General features: G+C 72.5%; 17 protein-coding genes and 1 tRNA gene. All 18 read right to left on the bottom strand.

Going from position 1 to position 21,299, the window contains the following annotated elements:
- Positions 1-11: 11 nt before the first annotated feature.
- On the bottom strand, positions 12-1,058 hold the full coding sequence (locus ACTB72_RS13425) for a CaiB/BaiF CoA transferase family protein (RefSeq protein ID WP_463037506.1): 1,047 nt from the start codon (positions 1,056-1,058) through the stop codon (positions 12-14).
- 20 nt (positions 1,059-1,078) lie between these two features.
- Positions 1,079-2,665, bottom strand: coding sequence for an acyl-CoA carboxylase subunit beta (locus tag ACTB72_RS13420; protein WP_463037505.1), 1,587 nt, complete (start codon positions 2,663-2,665; stop codon positions 1,079-1,081).
- On the bottom strand, positions 2,662-2,886 hold the full coding sequence (locus ACTB72_RS13415; protein WP_463037504.1) for an acyl-CoA carboxylase biotin carboxyl carrier protein subunit: 225 nt from the start codon (positions 2,884-2,886) through the stop codon (positions 2,662-2,664). The genes ACTB72_RS13420 and ACTB72_RS13415 overlap by 4 nt, the downstream gene beginning before the upstream one ends.
- Positions 2,887-2,932: 46 nt before the next feature.
- Positions 2,933-3,577 (bottom strand): TetR/AcrR family transcriptional regulator, encoded by a 645-nt coding sequence (locus ACTB72_RS13410; protein WP_463037503.1) that lies wholly within the window; start codon positions 3,575-3,577, stop codon positions 2,933-2,935.
- A gap of 36 nt (positions 3,578-3,613) precedes the next feature.
- Positions 3,614-5,221: an AMP-binding protein gene (locus ACTB72_RS13405; RefSeq protein ID WP_463037502.1), complete on the bottom strand. Its 1,608-nt coding sequence runs from the start codon at positions 5,219-5,221 to the stop codon at positions 3,614-3,616.
- A gap of 64 nt (positions 5,222-5,285) precedes the next feature.
- On the bottom strand, positions 5,286-6,593 hold the full coding sequence (locus ACTB72_RS13400) for a TRAP transporter large permease (RefSeq protein WP_463037501.1): 1,308 nt from the start codon (positions 6,591-6,593) through the stop codon (positions 5,286-5,288).
- 4 nt (positions 6,594-6,597) lie between these two features.
- Complete coding sequence (locus ACTB72_RS13395) at positions 6,598-7,161, bottom strand: TRAP transporter small permease (RefSeq protein ID WP_463037500.1); 564 nt, start codon at positions 7,159-7,161, stop codon at positions 6,598-6,600.
- Between the two features lie 30 nt (positions 7,162-7,191).
- On the bottom strand, positions 7,192-8,313 hold the full coding sequence (locus ACTB72_RS13390) for a C4-dicarboxylate TRAP transporter substrate-binding protein (RefSeq protein ID WP_463037499.1): 1,122 nt from the start codon (positions 8,311-8,313) through the stop codon (positions 7,192-7,194).
- 240 nt (positions 8,314-8,553) lie between these two features.
- Positions 8,554-10,293, bottom strand: a complete 1,740-nt coding sequence (locus ACTB72_RS13385; RefSeq protein ID WP_463037498.1) for an AMP-binding protein — start codon at positions 10,291-10,293, stop codon at positions 8,554-8,556.
- Positions 10,294-10,572: 279 nt separating this feature from the next.
- Positions 10,573-10,647: transfer RNA gene (locus ACTB72_RS13380), tRNA-Val, on the bottom strand.
- A gap of 68 nt (positions 10,648-10,715) precedes the next feature.
- Positions 10,716-10,952, bottom strand: a complete 237-nt coding sequence (locus ACTB72_RS13375) for an Lrp/AsnC ligand binding domain-containing protein (RefSeq protein WP_463037497.1) — start codon at positions 10,950-10,952, stop codon at positions 10,716-10,718.
- A 30-nt stretch (positions 10,953-10,982) separates the two neighbouring features.
- Entirely contained in the window at positions 10,983-11,876 is an 894-nt protein-coding gene (locus ACTB72_RS13370) for an alpha/beta hydrolase (protein WP_463037496.1), read from the bottom strand.
- Between the two features lie 37 nt (positions 11,877-11,913).
- The gene (trxA, locus tag ACTB72_RS13365; RefSeq protein ID WP_463037495.1) at positions 11,914-12,234 is read right to left on the bottom strand and encodes a thioredoxin; all 321 of its coding nucleotides are present in this window, start codon (positions 12,232-12,234) and stop codon (positions 11,914-11,916) included.
- Between the two features lie 131 nt (positions 12,235-12,365).
- The gene (gene addA, locus ACTB72_RS13360; RefSeq protein ID WP_463037494.1) at positions 12,366-15,869 is read right to left on the bottom strand and encodes a double-strand break repair helicase AddA; all 3,504 of its coding nucleotides are present in this window, start codon (positions 15,867-15,869) and stop codon (positions 12,366-12,368) included.
- Positions 15,866-18,874 carry a double-strand break repair protein AddB gene (gene addB, locus ACTB72_RS13355; protein ID WP_463037493.1) on the bottom strand — a complete coding sequence of 1,003 codons (3,009 nt, stop codon included), beginning with the start codon at positions 18,872-18,874 and terminating at the stop codon, positions 15,866-15,868. Before addB ends, addA begins: the two co-directional genes overlap by 4 nt.
- Positions 18,871-19,599: a nucleotidyltransferase family protein gene (locus tag ACTB72_RS13350; RefSeq protein ID WP_463037492.1), complete on the bottom strand. Its 729-nt coding sequence runs from the start codon at positions 19,597-19,599 to the stop codon at positions 18,871-18,873. Before ACTB72_RS13350 ends, addB begins: the two co-directional genes overlap by 4 nt.
- Positions 19,596-20,639 carry an aminoglycoside phosphotransferase family protein gene (locus tag ACTB72_RS13345; RefSeq protein ID WP_463037491.1) on the bottom strand — a complete coding sequence of 348 codons (1,044 nt, stop codon included), beginning with the start codon at positions 20,637-20,639 and terminating at the stop codon, positions 19,596-19,598. The genes ACTB72_RS13350 and ACTB72_RS13345 overlap by 4 nt, the downstream gene beginning before the upstream one ends.
- On the bottom strand, positions 20,636-21,130 hold the full coding sequence (gene tsaE / locus ACTB72_RS13340) for a tRNA (adenosine(37)-N6)-threonylcarbamoyltransferase complex ATPase subunit type 1 TsaE (protein WP_463037490.1): 495 nt from the start codon (positions 21,128-21,130) through the stop codon (positions 20,636-20,638). The genes ACTB72_RS13345 and tsaE overlap by 4 nt, the downstream gene beginning before the upstream one ends.
- Positions 21,131-21,299: the final 169 nt, after the last annotated feature.

Below are 21,299 nucleotides of genomic sequence, written 5' to 3'. Positions count from 1 at the left end.
GCCAGTCACGGTCAAAGCGGCGGGCGCGGCGCGTGGCCGGAGAAGCGGGGCGCGGGCGCGGGCTGTCGCCCCGACGGCCCGTCGACGAAGGCCCCGCGGGCGGCGAGATGCGGGTGGGACAGGGCCTCGCCGATGCCCAGCACCGGGGATGCGCAGGCGTCCGTCCCCTCCAGCAGCGCCGCCCAGTCGTCGCGGGTCCGCGTCGCGATCAGCGCGGCGACCCTGGCGCGAAGATCGGGCCAGCCGGCCCGGTCATGCTGGGCGTCGAAGGCGGGGTCCTCCAGCCCGGCCAGCCGGCGCAGGGCGGCGTAGAACTGCGGCTCGATCGCGCCCAGCGCCAGAAACCGTCCGTCGGCGCAGGCGTAGACGCCGTAGAAGGGGGCGCCGCCATCCACCAGGTTCTCGTGCCGCGTCGGGGTGGTCCGGCCGGAGTTGATCCCGGCGATGTAGGAAGCGAGCAGGTTCAGCGTGCCTTCCGTCATCGCGCAGTCGACCACCTGCCCGAGCCCGGTCGCCCCGGCCTCGCGCAGCGCCGCGAGCGCGCCCATCACGAGGAACATCGCCCCGCCGCCGTAGTCGCCCACGAGGTTGAGCGGCGGGACCGGATGCGCCGCCGGCCCGATGGCGGCGAGCGCGCCGGTCAGGGCGATGTAGTTGATGTCATGCCCGACCGCGTTCGCCAGCGGCCCGGTCTGGCCCCAGCCGGTCATCCGCCCGTAGACCAGGGCGGGATTGGCGTCGAGGCAGGGCTCCGGCCCGAGGCCGAGACGCTCCATCACGCCCGGCCGAAACCCCTCCAGCAGCAGGTCGGCGCGCGCGATCAGGTCCAGCGCCCGGGCCTGATCGGCGGGGTCCTTGAGGTCCAGCGTCACCAGGCGGCGGTGCTGGGCGGTCAGGTCGCCGCGGTCCAGTCCCTCCACCCCCGCCCGGTCGATCCGCACGATCTCGGCCCCCATGTTGGCGAGCAGCATCCCCGCGAAGGGGACGGGGCCGATGGCCGCCATCTCCACCACGCGCAGGCCGGCGAGAGGCCCGGTCGGGCCCTGGGCATTGGTCATTTCGGCTCTCCGGATGGGGGTCAGATCGGGGCGATGGAGCGGACCTTGGGCGGCATGTCGCCCCGGCGCCGCGCGGGGGCGCGATCCAGCGCCTCGATCAGGCGAGAGCGGGTCTCGCGCGGATCGATGATGTCGTCGAGGCCGAAGGACTCGGCGCCGCCGAAAGGGGTGATCTCGGCCCGCATCTCGGCGATCAGGCTGGCGCGGAACGCCGCCGGATCCTCCGCCGCGGCGATCTTGCGGGCGTTGACCACGTCCACCGCGCCTTCCACCGACATCGCGCAGATCTCCGCCGTCGGCCAGGCCAGCGCCGCATCCGCGTCGAAGCTGCGCCCGCCGGCCATGGCCACATATCCCAATCCGTAGCCCTTGCGCAGAACCACCGAGACCCGCGGCACCGTCGCGTGCCCCAGCTCATGCACCAGCTTGGCGGAGCGGCGGCCGAGCTGCCCCTTCTCCGCCGACGAGCCGATGGAGAACCCCGGCACGTCGATCAGGTAGACGAGCGGCAGGCCGTAGGCGTCGCACATCGCCACGAAATGGGCGACCTTGTCGCAAGCCGGGCCGGTCAGCATGCCGCCCAGATGCATCGCCTGGTTGGCGATCACCCCGACCGGCCGCCCCGCCAGCCGCGCGAAGCTGGTGACGGCGTTCTTCGCATAGGTCGGCTTCAGCTCGAACACCGAGCCCTCGTCGACGATCAGGTCGATCACCTTGCGGACGTCGTAGGCGCGCCGCGTGTTGACCGGGACGAGACCCAGCAGCGCCTCGGCGCGGGAGGGGTCCTCGGGCGGCGACGGGCGGCGGGGGGCCGGTTGGCCGGAATTGGAGGGGAGGTAGCCCAGGAAGGTGCGCAGCGCGGCGATCGCCGCGACCTCGTCGGCGACGCCCAGATCGGCGATGCCGTGGGCGTCCACCTGCGCCTCGGCTCCGCCGAGGGCCTGCGCGTCGATCACCTCTCCCGTCCCCGCCTTCACCAGCGCGGGCCCCGCGAGCCCCATGGTCGACTGGCCCCGGACCATCGAGATGAAATCCGCCATCCCCGCGAAATTGGTCGGCGCGGCGAAGCCCGCGCCCAGCATGGCGGCCACCATCGGCGACCAGCCCGACAGCTTCGCCAGATCCTGGAACAGCGGCGTCGAGGACGCGTAACGGCGTGAGCTCTGCCCCACCTGGATCCGGTGCCCACCCCCGTCGAGCAACATGCACAGCGGCGCGCCGTCCCGCAGCGCGCGCCGCACGGCATGCTGGAATTTCAGCCCGCCGATCTCGCCGGAGGACCCCCCCATCACCGAAAAATCCTGCGAGGCGACGACGACCGGCCGCCCTTCGACCAGCGCGGTCCCGGTGATGATGCCGTCGGCGGCGGCTTCGCCCGCGGCCCCGCCGGCCTCGCGCGCCAGCGTGCCGAATTCGTGGAAGCTGTCGGGGTCGGCGAGGATCGCGATGCGCTCGCGCGCCGTCATCTCGGCCCGGCGGCGCATCTTCGCCACCGCCTCGGGCCGGGCGGCGTCGAGCATCGCGGCGCGGTCCGCCTCCAGCCGGTCGAGCAGGGCCGACATCTCCGGCCCCGCGGCGGGCCGTGCGGGATCGAAGGGCCCGCTCATGCCTCGATCCTCGCCAGCAGCTGGGCCTCGGCCACCGCCTCGCCCTCCGCCACCGTGATCGCCGCCACCCGCCCCGCCACGGGGGCCAGCACCGGGATCTCCATCTTCATGGATTCGACGAGCAGGATCTCGTCGCCCTCGGCGACCCGCGTCCCCGGCCCGGCCGTCACCGACAGCACCACGCCCGCCACTTCCGAGCCCACTTCGACCATCCGCGTCATGCGATCTCTCCCATCCGCGCCCCGGGCGCGGCGCGGAGGCCGGGCGTCAGGGCGTCTTTGCGATGCGTCCGATCAGCAGATCGGCCGCGAATTTGGCGTCCTCGCCCAGCCGGGCGGTGTTCCCCTCGATCAGCGCCTGCAGGCAGAGCCCGCTGATCACGCCGAGGATGGACCGCACGCTCTGGTCGATATCGACGTCGTCGCGCAGTTCCCCCCGCGCCTGCGCCTGGAGCAGGTAGGACCGCATGTTGTCGCGATAGCCCTGGTGCATCAGGGCGATGCGGGGCTTGAGCTCGGGCGCGCCGCCGGTCGAATCCACGATCAGGTGATAGAGCGCGATGGCCGCGTCCGGCGTGTCGCGCACCGATTCCATCTGGGTGCGGATCCGCTCGGCCAGCGCCTCGAGCCCGACCTTGCCGGCGCAGCGCTTCTCCACCCGCCGGTCGAACCAGCGCTCCATCGAATCGATGACGGCTTCCAGAAGCGCCTGCTTGGTGCCGAAGCGCTGGGCGGGCAGGCCGCGGGAATAGCCGGCGTCGGCGCCGATCTGGCCGAGGCTCGCCCCCACCGATCCATGCCTGCCGATCAGCGCGATGGCCGCCAGCAGCATGCGACGGTCGGATTCCGCGCGCCGCCGCTCTTTCGAGCCGAGCGTCACGGGGCCGCCTTCTGCTGCATTGTTCGCGTCCAAGGCGTCCCGCCCCTTTCCAGTTCCGGCGCATCGCGGTCAGGCGCCGATCTTCTCGCGGCGCACCGAGATGCCGGCCGCCTCGCGATCCCATGTGTCGGGCGTGACGCCCGTCTCGCGCAGCTCGATCTTGCGGACCTTCGCCGTCGGCGTGCGCGGCAGGCCGTCCACCACCCGGATGTAGCGGGGGACCATGAAATGCGCCATTCGGGGCACAAGAAAACGCAAAAGCGCCTCGGGGTCGATGCGGCGCCCCGGTACGGGGGCCACGACGATCATCACCTCGTCCTCCGAGACCTCGGACTTCACCGCCACCGCGGCGCATTCGTTGACGTCCGGGTGGGCGAGCGCCTCGGTCTCCACTTCGTAGGAGGAGATGTTCTCCCCCCGCCTGCGGATCGCGTCCTTGATCCGGTCGACGAAATAGAAGTTCCCCGCCGCGTCCTTGCGGAACCCGTCGCCGGTATGGAACCAGCCGTTCCGCCAGGCCTTCGCGGTGGCTTCCGGGTTCTTGTGATAGCCGTGGGTCATGGTCCACGGGCAGTCGGCGCGCACGATCAGCTCGCCGGCGACGCCGGGGCCGACTTCGCAGTCGTTCTCGTCCACCACCCGCGCCTCGATGCCTGCGCGCGGGCGGCCGGCGGCGTGGAGGATGGTGGAGTTCACCTCAGACACGATCGGGCAGGAGATCTCGGTCATGTTGAACATGGTGATGGTGTCCACCCCGAAGCGCTCGGCGAAGGGGCGCGGGTCGAAGTCGTAGGGGATGATCAGGACCATCCTGAGCGGGTTGTCGGCGTCGTCCGGCAGGGGCGGGCGCTTGGCCAGGAACTGCGCCATGACGCCGAGCAGGATCACGTAGGTGCATCCGGTCCGCCGCACGGTGTCGAGGAAGGTGTCGGTGGAGAACGCATCCACCATCGCCAGCGACCCGCCCAGCGCCAGCATCCGGTAGCAGGGGCTGGCGCCGCCGGTATGGAACATCGGCAGGTTGACCATGTAGCGGTCCTGCGGCGTCACCGGCGCCACCATCGACGAGGTGTAGAGGTGCAGGTAGCTCGACAGCACCCCCTTCGACGGGCCGGTGGTGCCCGAGGTGTAGATGATCGCCTGCGCATCCCAGAGCGCGATGTCGCGCTCCAGCGGCGCGAGCGTTCCGCCCTCGGGGGCCAGCGCCTCCGCCCCGTGGACGGCGAGGTCGGCGCAGGATTCGGCGGGGGCGCCGAGCACGACCAGCGATCTCAGCGCCGCGCGGTCGATCTCCGCCAGGCGGGGGGCGAGCTGGGCATGGGCCACGATCAGGCGCGCGTCGGAATTCTCCACCACATGCGCCAGCAGCCCGCCGCGATAGGCGGTGTTGATCGGCACGAAGACCGCGCCGATGTAGTTCAGCGCGAACCAGACCCGCAGGATGTCCGGACCGTTGGGCAGCCAGACCAGCACATGCTCGCCCTGCCGCACGCCGAGGCCCTGCAGCCCGATGGCGGTCCGCACCACCTCGTCGCGCATCTCTCCAAACGTCCATTCGGAGAAATCGGGGAAGATGGCGAAGGTCTCGCCCCCGCGCTCGGCCGCGTGACGGTCGATCAGGTGGCGGGTGATGGCGCGCTCGGGCGCCGGCATGCGCGGGTCGAGATGCGAGGTCATCGCGAGGGCTCCTGATGGTGCGGTCCGTGAGGGCCGGCCAGGCGCGGGCGCCCGGCCGGAGAGGTCAGTTCATCAGCTGCGGCAGGTAGGTGATGATGCCGGGGAACATGATGAACAGCGCCACCGCCACCACGTCGGCGGCGAGGAACCACATGATCCCGCGGAAGATGGTGGTCAGGCTCACCTCGTCCCCCACCACCCCCTTGATGACGAAGACGTTCAGCCCGATGGGGGGCGTGATCATCCCGATCTCGAGAAATTTCGCGAGAAACACCCCGAACCAGATCAGATCGATGTTCGCCTGGTCGAGCACCGGCAGCACCACCGGCAGGGTCAGCAGCATCGCCCCCAGCGGGTCGAGGAACATGCCCAGCAGCAGGTACATCAGCGAGATGCCGAGGATCAGCGTCAGCCGGTCCGCCTGCAGGCCGATGATCGCGTCGGCGATGAAATCCCCCGCCCCCGACAGCGCCAGGAACCGGGTCAGCAGGTTGGCGCCGATGGCGATGACGAACAGCGACGACGTGGTGATCATCGTCTCCTTCAGCGCCTGCCACAGCGCCTCCCGTCCCATGGTCCGCTTGAACACCGCGATGAGGATGGAGGCGAAGGCGCCCACGGCCCCGGCCTCGGTCGCGGTGAAGAGACCGACGAACATGCCGCCGATCACCACCACGAGCAGGGCCAGAACCGGCCAGGTCTCCTTCAGATGCGCGATCCGCTCGGACATCGGCGGCAGCGTATCCATCCGGGGCGCGAGCGACGGCGTGATCGTGGTGCGGATCAGGATCATGCCGATATAGAGCGCCGCGGTGACCACCCCCGCCCCGATCCCGCCGATGAACAGCTTGGAAATCGGCGCCTCGGCGAAGACCCCGAACAGGATCAGCAGGATGGACGGCGGGATCAGCGCGCCCAAAGTGCCGGCGGCCGCGATGGTGCCGGTGGCGAGCGCCTTGTCGTAGCCCGCCCGCAGCATCTCGGGCACCGCGATCCGGCCCATGGCCGCGGCGCAGGCGATGGAGGACCCGGTGACCGCCGCGAACCCCGCCGACCCGCAGACCGACGCCACCGCCAGCCCGCCCGGAAGCCGCGCCAGCCACGACCGGCAGGCGTCGAAGAGCCCCTTGGTGAGCCCCGCATGGAAGCACACGAACCCCATCAGCAGAAACATCGGGACCGACGACAGCGTCCATTTCGAGGTGAAGTCGTAGGGCATGGAGGACAGCATCCCCCAGGCCGGCCGGCCGCCGATCAGCACGTAGATGCCGCCGAAGGACACCGCGATCAGGCTCAGCCCGATCGGGGCGCGCATCAGCAGCAGGACGACGAGGCAGCCGAGGCCGCCGAGGCCGATCATTTCATTGGTCATGGTCTCAGCCCTCCTTGCCGCGAGCGGAGAGCATGGCGGCGACCGGCGGCTCGTCGATGGGAACTTCGCCCATGCCGCTCCTCGCCCCCGACCACAGCGTCGCGCAGCGATAGGCGAGCACCGCGGCGAAGATCGCGAAGCCGATCACCGGGAAGAAATAGGTCGGCCAGACCGGCAGCGACTTGCCCGCCTCCACCACGAAGGTCTGGGCGTCGAGGCGCTTGAGCGCCTCGAACCACAGCGGGCGCACCATGCACAGGCACACGATGGCGCCGAAGAGGCACGCGAGCCCCCCGACGCGCCGCTTCCAGCGGCGGCCGAGTTGCTGGAACACCAGTTCGACCGAGATATGCCGGTCGAGCAGTTCGGCCATCGCCAGCGGCAGGAACGCCGCCGCCACCATGTACCAGTTGGCCACCAGCGTGGAGGTCATCGGCACCGGCGAGGTCCAGATGTTCTTGATCACCACGTCGGCGACGATCTGGAGCATCATCAGGATGATCGCCAACGCGCCGAGCAGCGCGGCCCCGTTGGCGATGCGGTTCAGCAGGCGTCCCAGCGCGTGCATGTGCGGATCCCGTCCGTCGCGCCCGGGCCCTTACAGGGCGCCCGGATCGACGACGCCGAAGATCTCGCGGTTGTAGACCTCGGCCACCGCGGCGGCGTCGGTCTCGTCGACGCCGGCCATGATCTCGGTCCACTTCGCGACCAGCCCCTGCATCCGCTCCACCTGCGCCTCGGCGTCGGGGATGGCGTATTTGGTGCGGTTCAGTTCGGCCACCGTGCCGAGATCGTTGTCGCGGAACGCCTGGGAGGCGGCGGCGAGCTCGGCGTCAGGCTCGACCAGCTCGACCCCGGCCGAGGACGGATCGTTCAGATAGGCCTGGTTCTCGGCGAAGTAGGTCACCGTGGTCCAAGCGAAGGACTCGCCCGCGGCCAGCAGGAACTGACGCTTCTGTTCGGCCGAAAGGTCGTTCCACAGATCGCGGTTGGTGTTGAACATGGCGTTGCCGATATAGAGCCCGATCGGCGCGTTCAGCACGTAGTCGGCGAGTTCGCCCAGCGACAGGCTTTTCAGCACGTCGAGCGTGTGGGTGTTCCCGTCGAGCTGCCCCTGGCTCATCGACTCGAAGATGTCGTTGGAGCCGACCAGCACCGAAGTCGCCCCCATCTGGTCCACCCAACGGCCGAACGGCCCGAAGCCGCGGAACTTCTTGCCGGCGAAATCGGCCTTGGTCGCCACCTTGCCGATCGACATCAGATAGTACGGCCCGATCACCGCATAGCCCATGAACACCTGGTTCTGCTTCTTGAACTCGTCGATGCAGGGCTGGCAGGAGAACATGAATTCCGTCGACGCCGCCGCCATCACCACCGGGTCGGTGGAGGCGGTGGCCATGTCCACGACGAGGTTGGAATTGGGGAACTCGGCGCGGGTGTAGGCCGGGATCACGTAGCCCACGTCGGCGATGCCGTCGCGCACGCCGTTGGTCGCCTCGGCGTAGCTGAGCAGCGAGCCCGCGTAGACCTTGCCGGTGTATTCGCCCTTGGTGCGCTCCTCCAGCTTGTCGGCGAACATCTGCATGCCGCGCACGAGGGCGTTGTCGCCGGGCGCGCCGATGGCGATGCGCAGCTCCTCGGCCGGGGCGGCGGAGGCGGCGAGGACCATGGCCGTGCAGACGGCCGCGACGAGGCTTCCCGTGCGATTGCGAGCATTCATGACGTGTCTCCTCCCAGAGGGTCGGCCTGTGATTCGGCCGTTGTTATGGGAGGACGCTAATGGATAACTAGTCAGCCAACAATCCATTTAAATCGGACTTTGCGAGGCCGCTTTACGCAAGGGAATTAATCGCTTGCGCAGCATCCGGACGCTGCAGCGCAGCATAAAACGCCCGGCCCCGCGCCCATGACGGGCGCGGGGCCGGTTGGTCCGGTCGGGGTTTTCGGCGCAGGCGCGGCGCTAGAGCAGCTTGGCCAGTTCGTCCTTCTTGACCTTGCCGGTGGCGGTCATGGGCAGGGCGTCCACCAGCCGGATCTCGGGGCGCTTGTAGGTGGCCATGACCTCGCCGCACCAGGTCTCCAGCGCCGCAGGGGTCAGGCCCTCGCCCCGGGCGGGATCGAGGCGCACGAAGGCCACCGGAACCTGCCCGCGGGCCGCGTCCTCCCGCCCGATCACGCCGGCGCCGAGCACGGCCGGATGACGGCCGAGCATCGCCTCGATCTCCGCGGGGAACACCGACATGCCGCGGACCTTGAGCATCTCCTTGCGCCGCCCGAGGAAGTGCAGGAACCCCAGGTCGTCGATCACCCCGATGTCCCCGGTATGCAGCCAGCCGCCCCGCAGCGCCTCCGCGGTGGCTTCCGGCTTGTTCCAGTATGCCTTGAGGATCGACGGCGAGCGGATGCAGATCTCCCCCTCCGCGTCGAAGGGCAGGATCGCGCCGGTCTCGAAATCGCAGATCTTGAAGTCGGTGCCAGGCATCGGCAGGCCGACGAAGACCGGCTGCAGGCTCAGGTCGTAGTCGTCGCCCTGAAAGCCGGTCGTGAAGGTGTCGCAGGTCTGGGTCTCGGTCATGCCCCAGGCCGCCTCGGCCATGATCGAGCCGGTGAGGGCCTTCCAGCGCCCCCGGAACTCGGTGTTGAGCTTCTTCACGAAGGAGGAGACGCGGGTGTTGTCGATGCTCGTCAGGTCGAATTCGCCGACCCTCGGATGGTCCATGATCTCGACCGTGTTGTCGACCAGCAGGGTCACCTGGTTGACCTTCCGGGCCTGCACCGCGTCCATCCAGCTGACCGGGTCCCAACGGGCCAGCGTCACGCAGGTGGCGCCGGCGAAGATCGGGAAGATCAGGCCCATGTCCTCGCCCGCCATCCAGAACAGCGGGTAGAAATTCAGCGTGACGTCGTCGGGGCCGAGCTGCGCGCCGCAGGCGACGACGGTCGCCGCCGTGTAGATCATGTCGCGCTGGGTATGGGTGCAGCCCTTGGGCATCCCCGTGGTGCCGCCGGTGTAGTTCAGCGCGCAGACCGCATCGAGGTCGAGCGCGACGGTCCGCGGGGCGCCGGCGGAGGCCAGCGCCTCGGCGAGATCCGGCGCGGCGCCGGCCGCCGCGCGGTCCGACGCGACCGAGGCCGGAACATGCCACGCAGGCCGCGCCGGGATCAGATCGGCGAGCCCTGTGGACCAGACCTTTCGCAGGCCTGTCTCGGCGCGGACCTTCTCCACCATCGGCATCAGGGCGTCCTGGGCGACCATCACCTCGGCGCCGCTGTCCTGAAGCTCGTAGATCAGCTCATGCTCGCGGAACATCGGGTTCACCGGCACGTGGACCGCGCCCGCGCGCAGAATGCCCATGAAGGCCACGATGAATTGCGGGCAGTTGCCTAGGAACACCGCCACCCGGTCGCCCGGGCCCACCCCCTCGGACTGGAGGAGGGCCACGAAGCGGTCCACCTCGGCGTCGAGCGCCGCATAGGTCAGCGCATGGCCGTAGAAGTCGAAGGCGACCTTGTCCGGCGCGGTCTCGGCCCAGCGACGCAAATAGTCGGTCAGCGGGATCTCGCCGAACGGGTATTCCGGCGCGCGCGGCAGGCCCTCGGGCCAGCGGGCGGCGATCCGGGCGCGGTGGGCGGCGAGCCAGGCGGCCTCGCTCGCCGTTTCAGGGGGGCTCGTGCGGTTGGGGATGTCGATCTGGGCCATGGGCGCTCCTCCGGTCTGGGATGGATCGCCGGGAGGGATTGGCGCGCGGGTGAAGACCGCGCCGGGCGGGCGCGGGCGACGGGCGCGGGCCGCGTCTCGGCGTTTCCTGAGGGCTCCGCCGTCTGGCGCGGCGGATTCCCGTGAACCGACGGGATCACTAATTAACTGACCAGTCAACTGAAAGACGCAGGGGAATGACCGCGTCGCTGGAGGACCCTGCCCCAGCCCTGCCCCTGACAACGAAAAGCCCGGTCGCGGGCGACCGGGCTTTTCGGAGGATGGTGGGCGCGGCTGGTATCGAACCAGCGACCCCTACGATGTCAACATAGTGCTCTACCACTGAGCTACGCGCCCTCGGGCCGGGGAGATATACGCGGTCCCGACCCCTGTCAACGCCTCGCGCGCATGGAACGCCCCGCGGCTCAGAACGCCTTGAAGGTCAGGGTGGTGAAGGTCCGCTCCAGGCCTTCCAGGCCGTGCAGCTCCTCGTTGATGAAATGGCCGATATCCACGTCGTCGGCGACGTAGAACTTGGCCATCAGGTCCCATTCGCCCGAGGTCGAGTAGATCTCGGACGCCACCTCGCGCCGGGCGAGCTGGTCGGCCACGTCATAGGCGCGCCCGAGCTGCGTCTTGATCTGCACGAAGAAGCATTGCATCGGCGGTCTCCCTTTGGGTTCGGACCCTGCTTACCAGCCCACGACCGCCCGCGTCAGGGCGCTCTTCGCATCGGTCAGCGGGGCGAGCACCGTCAGATGATGCGCGCCCGGCGCGATATGGACGGCGACCTCGGCCTCGGCGCTCCAGGCGGCGTCGATCAGGCGGGCCTGGCGCAGATATTCCGGGCGCTCGTCGCCCCCCGTCCAGGCCAGCAGGCGGGCGCCGGGGGCGGGGGCGAGATGCGCCGGGCTTTCGGCCGCCGCCTCCGCCGCATCGAGCCGCAGGATGTCGTTGAGCGTGGTCGAGAGCAGCGGCCGCAGGTCGAAGAGGCCGGAGATCGCCACCGCCCGCGCGATCCGCCTCCGCAGGGCCTCGGGCAGCCCCGCGTCGGCGCAGATCAGCCGCGCGGCCATCTGCCCCCCGGCCGAATGCCCGGAGAGCGCCACGGGCCCCTCCACCAGCCCCGCAGCCGCAGCCAGCGCCGCGCGGGCCTGAGCGCCGATCTGGGCGATGCGGGCGGCGGGGGCGAGCGTGTAGGACGGAATCGCCACCGCCCAGCCCCGCCCGACCGGCCCCGCGGCGAGATGCGACCAGGTCTCGCGCCCGAAGGCGCGCCAGTAGCCGCCATGCAGGAACAGGACGAGGCCCAGCGGCGCCCCCTCCGGCAGGAACAGGTCGAAGGCCTCGCGCGCGGGGTCGCCCAACGGGCCGTCATAGGGCAGGTCGAGGCGGGCGCGGGGGCCCAGCGCGGCGCGGAACCCCGCGGCCTCAGCCGCCCAGCGGGGCGGATAACCGGCGGCGCCGGGGATATGGCCGAGATTGTCGTAGGCGTCCGACCAGTCGGCGATCGGGCGGGAGGGCCCGGGCCACTCCGCCTCGGGCGCGGCCGGGTCCTGCCCATGAAAAGGGGCGGCGCCGGTCATCGCCGGCCCCGCCCCGTTCCCGTCTCGCGGCGCACGATCAGAGCGCGCTCTCGATCCAGTTCTGCAGCGCCGACTTGGGCGCGGCGCCGACCTTCTGCGACGCGACCTTGCCGTCCTTGAACACCAGCAGGGTCGGGATCCCGCGCACGCCGAACTTGGAGGCGGCGTTGGGGTTCTCGTCCACGTTCAGCTTCATGATCTTCACGCGGTCGCCGAATTCGTTGGCCAGCTCCTCCAGCGAGGGGCCGATCTGCTTGCAGGGGCCGCACCATTCGGCCCAGAAATCCACCACGACGGGCGTGTCGGACTTGATGACGTCCATCTCGAACGTCGCGTCGGTGACGGGGGACGTGCCCATCTCGGCTCTCCTTGTCTCGGGTCGGCGGAGCGGGGGGCGCGTGATGCGCGCCGTGTGCCCGCCGCCGGGTTGTCAAAGCTAGGTATGGCGCCCGCGGCGGTCAAGGCCGCGAATGGACCGGCCCCGCCGCATCACGTCCGCGCGACCGCCGCCGCCGCCCGGACCAAGGCCGCGTCCAGCGTCGCGGGATCCAGCACCTCGAGCCGCGGGACCGAGGTCCAGAACAGCGCCGCCTCCACCTCCGCCCCCGGATAAAGCGCGAGCAGCGCGGCGCGGTAGCCGGCCATCTGGCGCAGATAGGCCTCGGGCGGCTCGGCGGGGGCGGGGCCGGTCTTCCAGTCGAGCAGACGGATTTCGCCCCCCTCCCCTGCATCGGGGCGCAGGATCAGCCGGTCGAGCCGCCCGATCAGCCGCGCCCCGCCGGGAAGGTCGGCGGAAAGGGTCGCCTCCGCCAGCGCGCCGGGGGCGAGGAAGGGGGCGGCGTCGGGATGGTCGAGCGTGCGCAGCGCCTCGGACAGCGCGTCGCGGCGCAGCGCCTCGGGCAGGTCGGCATGGGCGGCGGCGAGCAGGGCGGCCCCGCGGCGCGTGCGCTCGTCCTCCGCCAGCTCAGGCAGCAGTTCCAGCAGCATATGCACCGCATCGCCGCGGGCGCGGGCGAGATCGCGGGGCAGCGCCGGGCCGTCGCCCTCCGGCGGCGCGCCGGGGGCGAAGGGCGGCGCATGGTCGTCGCCGGCCAGCGCCGAGGCCGCCACCCGCTTGCGCCGCGTGGCGGAGGGCGCGAGCGGCCCGATGGCCAGCGGCGCCAGCCCCGCCCCCTCGAGCCCGAGCGGCGCGGGTTCGACCTCGGCCTCGCCAGCCTCGGCCGCGGCGCCCCGCCAGTCCTTTTCGAGCATCAGCACCGGGGGCAGGTCGGTCTCCGCCGCCAGCGCCGCGGGGGTCGGCGCGGGTCGGGCGCCCAGAACCTCCATCGCGGCGGCGACGCGGCCATGCCAGCTCGCCTCCGCCTCGCCGCGTCCCTCGACCCCGCAGACCAGCAGCCGGGCCCCGGCGCGGGTGAGGGCCACGTAGAGCAGCCGCAGATCCTCCTCGCCCTCCCGCGCGGCGGAGATGTCTTTCGCCTCCGTCACCGGGGCGGCCTCGTCGGCCTTGGCCGCGGACCAGATCGCCACGTCATCCTCGCCGGGCAGGCGCAGCACGTCGCCGCCCTTCGCCCCTTGCCGCGGTCCCGCATCGCCGAGAATCACCACCGGCGCCTCAAGCCCCTTCGCGCCGTGCACGGTCATCACCCGCACCGCGTCGCCGGCCCGCCCCATCTCGCGCTTCAGCGCGAGGTCGCCCGCCGCCTCCATCCAGGCGAGGAACCCCGCCAGCGTCGGGGTTTCCGCCTTCTCATAGGCCAGCGACTGGGCGAGGAGTTCGTCGACGGCATCCTCCTCCTCCGGGTTCAGCCGGGCGCGGATGCGGGCGCGGGCGCCGTGGCGGACCAGCGCGTTCTGCAGGATTTCGTGGGGGCGGGCGTAGTCGGCGCCGTCGATGGCTTCGTCGAGCAGGGCATGGGCCACGGGCCAATCGGCCGCGCGGTCCTGCAGCCTGGACCAGAGCGATTCGCGCGGCGCGCGCCCCGAGGCGAGCTGGAACAGCCCGTCCTCGTCCACGCCCCCGAGCGGCGAGCGCAGCACTTCCGCCACCGAGAGGTCATCCCCCGAATCCAGCGCCGCGCGCAGCAGCGACAGCAGGTCCCGCACCGCGAGGCTCGACATCAGCATCAGCCGGTCGGCCCCCGCCACCGGGACGCCGCGCCGCTTGAGCTGATCGACCAGCATCGAGGCGAGCGCGCCGCGCCGGCGCAGCAGCACGATGACGTCGCCGGGCCGCATTGGCCGCCAGCCGTCGGGGGCGTCGCGGTCGGGCACGGCGCCGCCTTCGGCCAGCATCCGGTCCACATGCTCGGCCAGCGCCGCGGCGAGCCGGGCGGTGGGGGCGAGCGCGGGGCGTTGGTCGACGGGGGCGTGCCAGGGCGGCTCCTCGTCCTTTTCAGGTTGGGTCAGCAGCGGCCACAGCTCCACCCGCCCCGGCATGCGGTCGTGGAAGGCGGAATGGGCGGGGGCGTCGCCATCGGCGCTCAGCCCCTCGGGCGCATCCGCGAAGACCTGATCCACCAGCCCGAGGATCACCGGGGAGGAGCGGAACGACCACGCGAGCTGCGTCTCGCGCAGCGCGGGGCCTTCGCCCGCCGCCTCCATCGCCGCGAGACGCGTGCGGAACAGGTCGCGCATCCGCCCGAATTCGCGCGGCTCGGCCCCCTGGAAGGAATAGATCGACTGTTTCTCGTCGCCGACCGCGAAGACCGTGCGCCCCGCCTCCCGCGCGCCCTGACCCGAAAAGAACTCCTCGGCCAGCGCGCGGACCAGACGCCATTGCTCGGGCGAGGTGTCCTGCGCCTCGTCGATCAGAATGTGGTCGAGGCCGCCGTCCAGCTTCCACAGCGCGAAGGCGGCCATCTCGGCCTCGGTCAAGAGGCGGGCGGCGATGCGCACCAGATCGTCGAAGTCGATGGCCCCCCGCCGGGTCTTTTCGGCGGCGTAACGGGCGAGCAGCGCGTCGCCGAAGCGGTGCAGATCGAGCGATTTCGACAGGCCATCCTGCGCGATGCGGCCCTGGCGCAGCTCCACCGCCAGCTCGACGATGCCCTCCACCGCCTCCTGCGCCCAGGGGAACGCCGCGCGCACCGCCTTGGTGGGCAGGGTCTTGAGGCTGCGCGGCTCGCCCTTCTGGGTGAGGCCTGCGACCTCGATCCCGCGGATCGCGGCGGGGATGTCGTCGACCTCCAGCGCCGCCGCGGCGCCGGCCAGCAGGTCGGCGAGCTTGCGGTCCGTCACCCCACCCCCGTTCAGCGCGGCGGCGAGATCGCGGAGCGTGTCGGGCGCCTCCCCCATCATCCGGTCCCGGGCGTGGTCGAGGAAATTCCATCCCTCGGGCACGTCATAGGCGGCGTGCAGGGCGCCGGAGGCGAGGCCCGCGCCAGGGAACCAGCCGCGATGGTGGAACACCGCCTCGGACAGCGAGGTCAGCCCCGTCTCCGTCAGCCGGTCCGCGGCGGCGTCGAAGGCGAGGTCGCCCCCCGCCTCCGCAGCCCCCGCCATGTCGTCGCGCAGTCCGTCGAGGGTGCGGGCGCGGGTGCGGTCGTCGAGCTCCACGAACCCCGCAGGCGCCCCGGACTCCAGCGGAAAACGGCGCAGGAGGGCGGCGCAGAACGCGTGGATGGTCTGGATCTTCAGCCCGCCCGGCGTCTCCAGCGCCTTGGCGAACAGTTTTCGGGCGCGCGACAGCGCCTCCGCGCCCGAAGGCGGGTCGCCGCCGAGGTCGCCCAGCTCGCTCGCCAGCGTCGCGTCATCCAGCAGCGACCATTTGCCGAGCATGGCGAACAGGCGCGACTGCATCTCCGCCGCCGCGGCGCGGGTGTAGGTCAGGCACAGGATCCGCTCGGGCGGACAATCGGCCAGCAGCAGGCGCGCCACCCGCTTGGTCAGCACCGAGGTCTTGCCCGACCCGGCATTGGCCGACACCCAGGCGGAGGCGCCGGGCGACGCCGCCTCGATCTGGGCGCGGGTGGCGGGGTGAAGCTCCCGGGTCATGGCTCGCCCTCCTCGCCGGATTCGGACCATTCGCCATGGCGGGCGAGCTGGTCGTAGTCGCCGCCGAAGCGCATCGTGCTCATGCGCGCGCGGCTGAGATAGCCGGTGGCGGGGTCGTCGAAGCGGGCGATCAGGGCCGCGAGGTCGCCCCACACGTCCTCCACCGGGTGTTTCGCGAAATCCACCGCGCTGGATTTGCCGCCCGCCCCGGCGCCCGACAGGCCCAGATATTCGGCGAGCGCCACGGGGGCGGCGGGGATGTCCGCGAACCCCCCGGCCTCGGCGATGGCGGCTTCCAGCAGCAATTGCACATGGAACACGCCGATCTGTTTGGCGGAGGGCACGGCGCCGGTCTTGTAGTCGAAGATCGAGAGCCGCCCGTCATGACGCAGATCGATGCGGTCGGCGGTCCCGGTCAGCTCGAACGGGCCGCCCGGGGGGCCGTCGAGCCGGCGGGCGCCGCGGACCTCGAGGCCGGCGATGCGCCCCTCGGCCCGTCGCAGGGCCTCGCCCTCCGCGATCCAGTCGGCGGCGCGGATCAGGCGTTTCATCCAGAGACGACGCAACGCGGGCCAGGGGGCGGCCTCGGGCAGCACGCGCTCGGCGGCGGTCAGCAGGGCGATGCGGAGCGCGGGGGCGGTCGCCTCGGCCTCGGTCCAGGCGCCGGTGTCCTCCGCGAACGCCTCCATCACCGCGTGCAGGGCGGTGCCCATGTCGCGGGCGTCGGGCGCGCGGCCGATGGGGTCGAGTTTTCGCAAGGCCAGCACGTAGCGGGCGTAGATGGCGTAGGGGTCGCGGACCAGGGTCTCGATCCGGGTGACCGACAGGCCGCGGGGGCGCAGCGCGACGGGCGGGGTCGGCGCAGGGCGCGGGGCGGGATCGAGCCGGGCGCCCGCGTCAAGCCCATCGGCCGCCCGCGCCAGGGCCTGCCCGCGGGCCCGCATGACGTCGAGCGCGTCCGGATCGGCGCCCTCCAGCAGGTTCTCCAGCCGCACCAGCCAGCGCGACGGCGAGGCCGGCCCGCCATCGTCGCGCAGCGCCCGGCTGAGGATCGCGCGGGGCGCCGAGGCCGCTTGCAGAAAGTCATGCGCGGCCAGCCCGATGCGGCGTTCCGGCGAGGCGAGGCCTAGCCGCGCCCGCATCTCCCGGTTCAGCCAGGGGTCGGGGGAGGGATGAGCCGGCCACACCCCCTCGTTCAGCCCGCCGAGGATCATCAGCGTGGCGGATTCCGCCCGCGCCTCCAGCGCGCCGAGGATGCGGATGCGGTCATGGACGCGGGCGGGGTCGGGGCGGGTCTCCTCGGCCTGGATCAGGGCGAGCCACAGCGCCCCGTAGCCGCCCGGCGGGGGCGAGGCGCCGAGCGCGGGGGCGGCGTCCTGCAATCCGTCGACAAAGGCGCGCGCGTCGCGGCCGGTGGACTCGTCCCAGAGGTTCAGGGGGGCCGCGTCTTCGGCCGGCTCGGGCGCATCGGGGCCCTCGGCCAGCGCCTCCGCCACGGCTCGGTGCAGGGCGACGGCGGCGGGCAGATCGGCGGGGAGGACGGCGAGCGGCGCGATGGCGGCGCGGACCCAGGCGAACCACGCGAAAAACCCCTCGGGCGGGTCGCGGCGGGCGGCGAGTCGGGCATGGAGCCGGTCCCAGTCCACCTCCTGCGTGCCGCCGCGCAGCCCGTCGCGCTCCAGTTTTCGCAGGAAGCGCAGATGCGTGCCGCGGGTCCGCGGCGCGTCCGTCCGCCCGGTGGCGGTCAGCGGGTGGCGGAGGAGCGCGGCGAGGGTCTCGGCGGTCATCGGCCGGCCGAGGCGCCCGGCGGCCAGCCCCAGCAGGATGCCCGGCGGGGTCAGGCCGAGCGGCCGCCCGGCGCTGTCGTCGGGGGCGACGCCCCAACGCTCCAGCTCCGCGGCCACCCGTCGCGCCAGCACCCGGTCCGGCGTGATCAGCGCGGCGTCCCCGCCCCGGGCGGCCTCGGCGGCGAGGGCGGCGGCGATGGCGGCGGCCTCGTCGCGCGGCGTCTCGGCCTCCAGCAGGGTCAGGCCCTCCACCGCGGCGGCGGCCTCTTCGGTCTGCTCGGGCAGCTCGCGGCGCCAGGCGTCGGTGACGGGGGCGGGGCGCAGGGCGCGGGTCAGCAGGCGCAGGCGGGCGGGCGCAGGGGGCGTGGCGGCGGTCTCGTCCCAGGGCGCGGGGTCGGCGGGGCCGAGGCCGAGGCCGGCGATCAGGCGCGCCATGTGGTGATGGGGATGCTCGGGCCGGGGGTCTTCAGCCGTCAGGCTTTCCCACACGTCCGGGGGCATCGCCGGGTCCCAGCCGGGCAGCACCAGCGCGCCGGCGGGGAGCGCCGCCACCGCGCGCATCAGCTCGGCGGTGGCGGGGGTGGAGCCGGTGGAGCCCGCGACGATCACCGGATCGGTCGGGGGAGCGACCTCCCACCGCGCGATCAGCGCGGCGACGGCGAGCCTGCGGCGCGCCTCGCGATCCGGGGCGCCGCCCTCTTCCTCGGCCAGGTATTCGGGCCAGGCGTCGGCGAGGATCGACAGGAACTCCGCCGTCAGCGTCCAGTGGGCGGCGTGCTGGGCGAGGTCGAGGTCGCGCAGCGCCTCCGCCCCCTGCCCCGCCGCCTGCAGCTCGTCCAGCAGCCCGCGCAGCGACAGCGCCAGCGCAGGGGCGGAGGCGGGGTCGGCGAGGCCCGGATTGCCCACCAGAAACGCCCCGGTCAGCCGCATCAGCGCCAACGTCCGGCGCAACCGGCCGCGGCCCGAGGGGATCGCGGCGGCGAGCGCCTCCTCGGCCATCTCGCCGACCAGCGCGATGCGGGGGAGGAAGGTGGCGGGGCGACCGGCTTCCAGCGCCTCCGACACCGCCCGCCCGGTGCGGCGCGCATTGAGGTAGAGTTTCACCCGGGCCATCGCGGCGGGGTCGGCGGAGTCCAGCCGGGCGCGAAGACCGCGGGCGAGAGCGATCGAGAAATCCACGCCCGGCGGCGTGAAATAGACTTTTTGGGCGCCGGTCATGCGGGGGTTTCCGCGGCGAGCACGGCTTCGGCTTCGGCGAGGCCGGCGGGGGTCCCCACATCCACCCACGGGCCGTGATGGAGCGCGCCATAGACGCGGCCCGCCGCCAGCATCCGGTCCCAGATGAGGTTGGTGGAGAACGCGCCCTCCGGCCCCTCCGCGAAGGCGCCGGCGCGGATGATCTGCACGCCGGTATAGACGAGGGGGGCGAGGGGGCGGTCGCCGCGGCGCGTCAGGCGGCCGTCGGGGGCTGCGAAAAAATCGCCGGCGCGGGTATAGGCGCGGGCGTCCTCGCGGGCGACCAGCAGGAGGAGGGCGTCCATCCGCGCAGGATCCCAGGCCGCCGACAGCGCCGGCAGCGGCGCCGGCCCGCCGAACACCGCGTCCGAGTTGATCGCCCAGACCGGCCCGATCCCCAGCAGCGGCAGGGCACGACGCATGCCGCCCCCCGTTTCCAGCAGCGCGTCCGTCTCGTCCGAAAACAGGATTCTTGGAGCGCTCCGCCCGGCGAGATGCGCGCGGATCCGCTCCGGAAAATAGTGCAGGTTGACCACGGCGCGGGTCGCCCCGCCCTCCGCGGCCCGGTCGAGCGCATGGTCGATCAGCGCCCGTCCTCCGGCCCTGAGCAAGGGTTTCGGGGTGGAAGCGGTCAGCGCCCCCATCCGCGTGCCGAGGCCGGCGGCGAGCACCATCGCGGTGTCGGGGGCGGTGTCGGGCGCGCTCATGCGCCGGCCCCGGCGCGCAGACGGGCGAGGACCGCAGGCTCGGGCGCCGGCAGGTGACGCGCGACAAAGCCCGCGAGGGGCGCCAGCGCGGGGTGGGAGAGGTCGCGCGCGAGATGACCCCAGACACGCGGGATCAGGTCGAGATATTTCGGCTTGCCGTCGCGCAGGTGGAGCCTCGCGAAGATGCCGACGATCTTGAGGTTGCGCTGGGCGGCGAGGATCGCGGCCTCGCCCCCGAAGGTTTCGCGCGCGCCCTCGGGAACCCCGGCGGCGTCGAGATAGCGGGCGGTGGTCGCGGCGCGCAGGGCGGCGGAGGTGTCGCGGCGGGCGTCCTCGGTCAGCGAGATCAGGTCGTAGGCCGGGTGGCCGGCCAGCGCGTCCTGATAGTCGATCAGCCCGACCCGCGCGGTCCCGACGCGGTCGGGCAGCCAGAGCAGGTTTTCGGCATGATAATCCCGCAAAGCCAGCGCCGTGCGGGCCCCCGCCACCGGCGCGCAAGCGGCGACGACGAGGCCGGCGAAATCCGCCGACAGCGCTTCGGTCCGCAGGCCGAGGCCCTCAAGGTACCAGTCCACGGCCAGCATCGCCTCGCGCAGCAGGGTCGGCGCATCGTAGGGCGGCACGATATGGGGGCCGGCGCGGGCGGGGGCGGGTTCGGTGTGCAGCTCGGCCAGCAGCTCGGCCGCGGCGAGGTAGAGCGGGGTCTCCGCCGCAGGATCGGCGGCGCAGACCCGGGCGTAGAGGTCGTCGCCCAGGTCCTCGATCAGCGCGAAGCCTGAGGCCGCGTCGGCGGCGAGGATCTCGGGCGCGGAAAACCCGCGGGCGCGCAGCGTTTCGGTGATGCCGAGGAAGGGGACCATGTCCTCCCCCTTCTCGGGCGGGGCGTCCATCAGCACGGCGCCGGCCCCGCCCGGGCCTTCGGTCAGACGATCATAGCGGCGGTTGGAGGCGTCGCCGGCGAGCGGGCGGATCGCGGCCGAGGCCCAGCCGGCGTCGTCGAGGAAACGGGCGCGAAAGGCGGCGCGGTCAAGGGCGCTCATGCGCGCAGCGCGGCCAGCGCCGCCTCCCAGCCTTCGCCATGGGCGCGGACGTCCATCACGCGGCCCTCGCCGGGCGCGGGCTCGAAGTCGAGGGCGATGTCGAGCCGCCGGGGCGGGGTGGCGCGGCCGAGCCGGTCGGGCCATTCCACGAAGCAGATCGCATGATCGAAGGCCTCCTCCAGCCCCAGTTCGGCCACCGCGTCCGGGCCGGCGAGGCGGTGCAGGTCGGCATGCCAGATCTCGCCCCGGGCGGCGTCGTAGACCTGGACGAGGGTGAAGCTGGGCGAGGGGACGTCCTCCGCCCGTCCGTCCTCGTCCAGAAGCGCGGCGATGGCGGCGCGGGCGAGCGCGGATTTCCCCGCGCCCAGATCGCCATGCAGCAGCACGGCGTCGCCGGGGACGAGCACGGCGGCGAGCGCGCGGCCGGCGTCGTCCGTCGCCTCCGCGTCGGGCAGCGTGCGGCGCAGGGCGGGGGCATGGGGATCGGTCATCTGGGGGGCGGTCGCTCAGGTCAGGTCAGGGTCCGGGGCGTCGGGCGCGGATCATGGACCGGCGGGCTGGCCGGAGCAATGGCGGGCGGCGGGGACCGCGGGGCGCCAAGGCCGGGCGGCCGGGACCGGAAACGGGCGCGGGGCGCGGGGCGCGGGGCGCGGGGCGCGG

It is taken from the genome of Albimonas sp., assembly GCF_055129145.1.
Note: the sequence above shows the minus strand (reverse complement) of the source record. Positions and strands in the feature narration are given on the sequence as shown.

Excerpts from the sequence above, each read along its gene's own strand:
- ACTB72_RS13425 (WP_463037506.1), bottom strand. The coding sequence starts at position 1,058 with ATGACCAATGCCCAGGGCCCGACCGGGCCTCTCGCCGGCCTGCGCGTG.
- ACTB72_RS13420 (WP_463037505.1), bottom strand. The coding sequence starts at position 2,665 with ATGAGCGGGCCCTTCGATCCCGCACGGCCCGCCGCGGGGCCGGAGATG.
- ACTB72_RS13415 (WP_463037504.1), bottom strand. The coding sequence starts at position 2,886 with ATGACGCGGATGGTCGAAGTGGGCTCGGAAGTGGCGGGCGTGGTGCTG.
- ACTB72_RS13405 (WP_463037502.1), bottom strand. The coding sequence starts at position 5,221 with ATGACCTCGCATCTCGACCCGCGCATGCCGGCGCCCGAGCGCGCCATC.
- ACTB72_RS13400 (WP_463037501.1), bottom strand. The coding sequence starts at position 6,593 with ATGACCAATGAAATGATCGGCCTCGGCGGCCTCGGCTGCCTCGTCGTC.
- ACTB72_RS13395 (WP_463037500.1), bottom strand. The coding sequence starts at position 7,161 with ATGCACGCGCTGGGACGCCTGCTGAACCGCATCGCCAACGGGGCCGCG.
- ACTB72_RS13390 (WP_463037499.1), bottom strand. The coding sequence starts at position 8,313 with ATGAATGCTCGCAATCGCACGGGAAGCCTCGTCGCGGCCGTCTGCACG.
- ACTB72_RS13385 (WP_463037498.1), bottom strand. The coding sequence starts at position 10,293 with ATGGCCCAGATCGACATCCCCAACCGCACGAGCCCCCCTGAAACGGCG.
- ACTB72_RS13375 (WP_463037497.1), bottom strand. The coding sequence starts at position 10,952 with ATGCAATGCTTCTTCGTGCAGATCAAGACGCAGCTCGGGCGCGCCTAT.
- ACTB72_RS13370 (WP_463037496.1), bottom strand. The coding sequence starts at position 11,876 with ATGACCGGCGCCGCCCCTTTTCATGGGCAGGACCCGGCCGCGCCCGAG.
- trxA (WP_463037495.1), bottom strand. The coding sequence starts at position 12,234 with ATGGGCACGTCCCCCGTCACCGACGCGACGTTCGAGATGGACGTCATC.
- addA (WP_463037494.1), bottom strand. The coding sequence starts at position 15,869 with ATGACCCGGGAGCTTCACCCCGCCACCCGCGCCCAGATCGAGGCGGCG.
- addB (WP_463037493.1), bottom strand. The coding sequence starts at position 18,874 with ATGACCGGCGCCCAAAAAGTCTATTTCACGCCGCCGGGCGTGGATTTC.
- ACTB72_RS13350 (WP_463037492.1), bottom strand. The coding sequence starts at position 19,599 with ATGAGCGCGCCCGACACCGCCCCCGACACCGCGATGGTGCTCGCCGCC.
- ACTB72_RS13345 (WP_463037491.1), bottom strand. The coding sequence starts at position 20,639 with ATGAGCGCCCTTGACCGCGCCGCCTTTCGCGCCCGTTTCCTCGACGAC.
- tsaE (WP_463037490.1), bottom strand. The coding sequence starts at position 21,130 with ATGACCGATCCCCATGCCCCCGCCCTGCGCCGCACGCTGCCCGACGCG.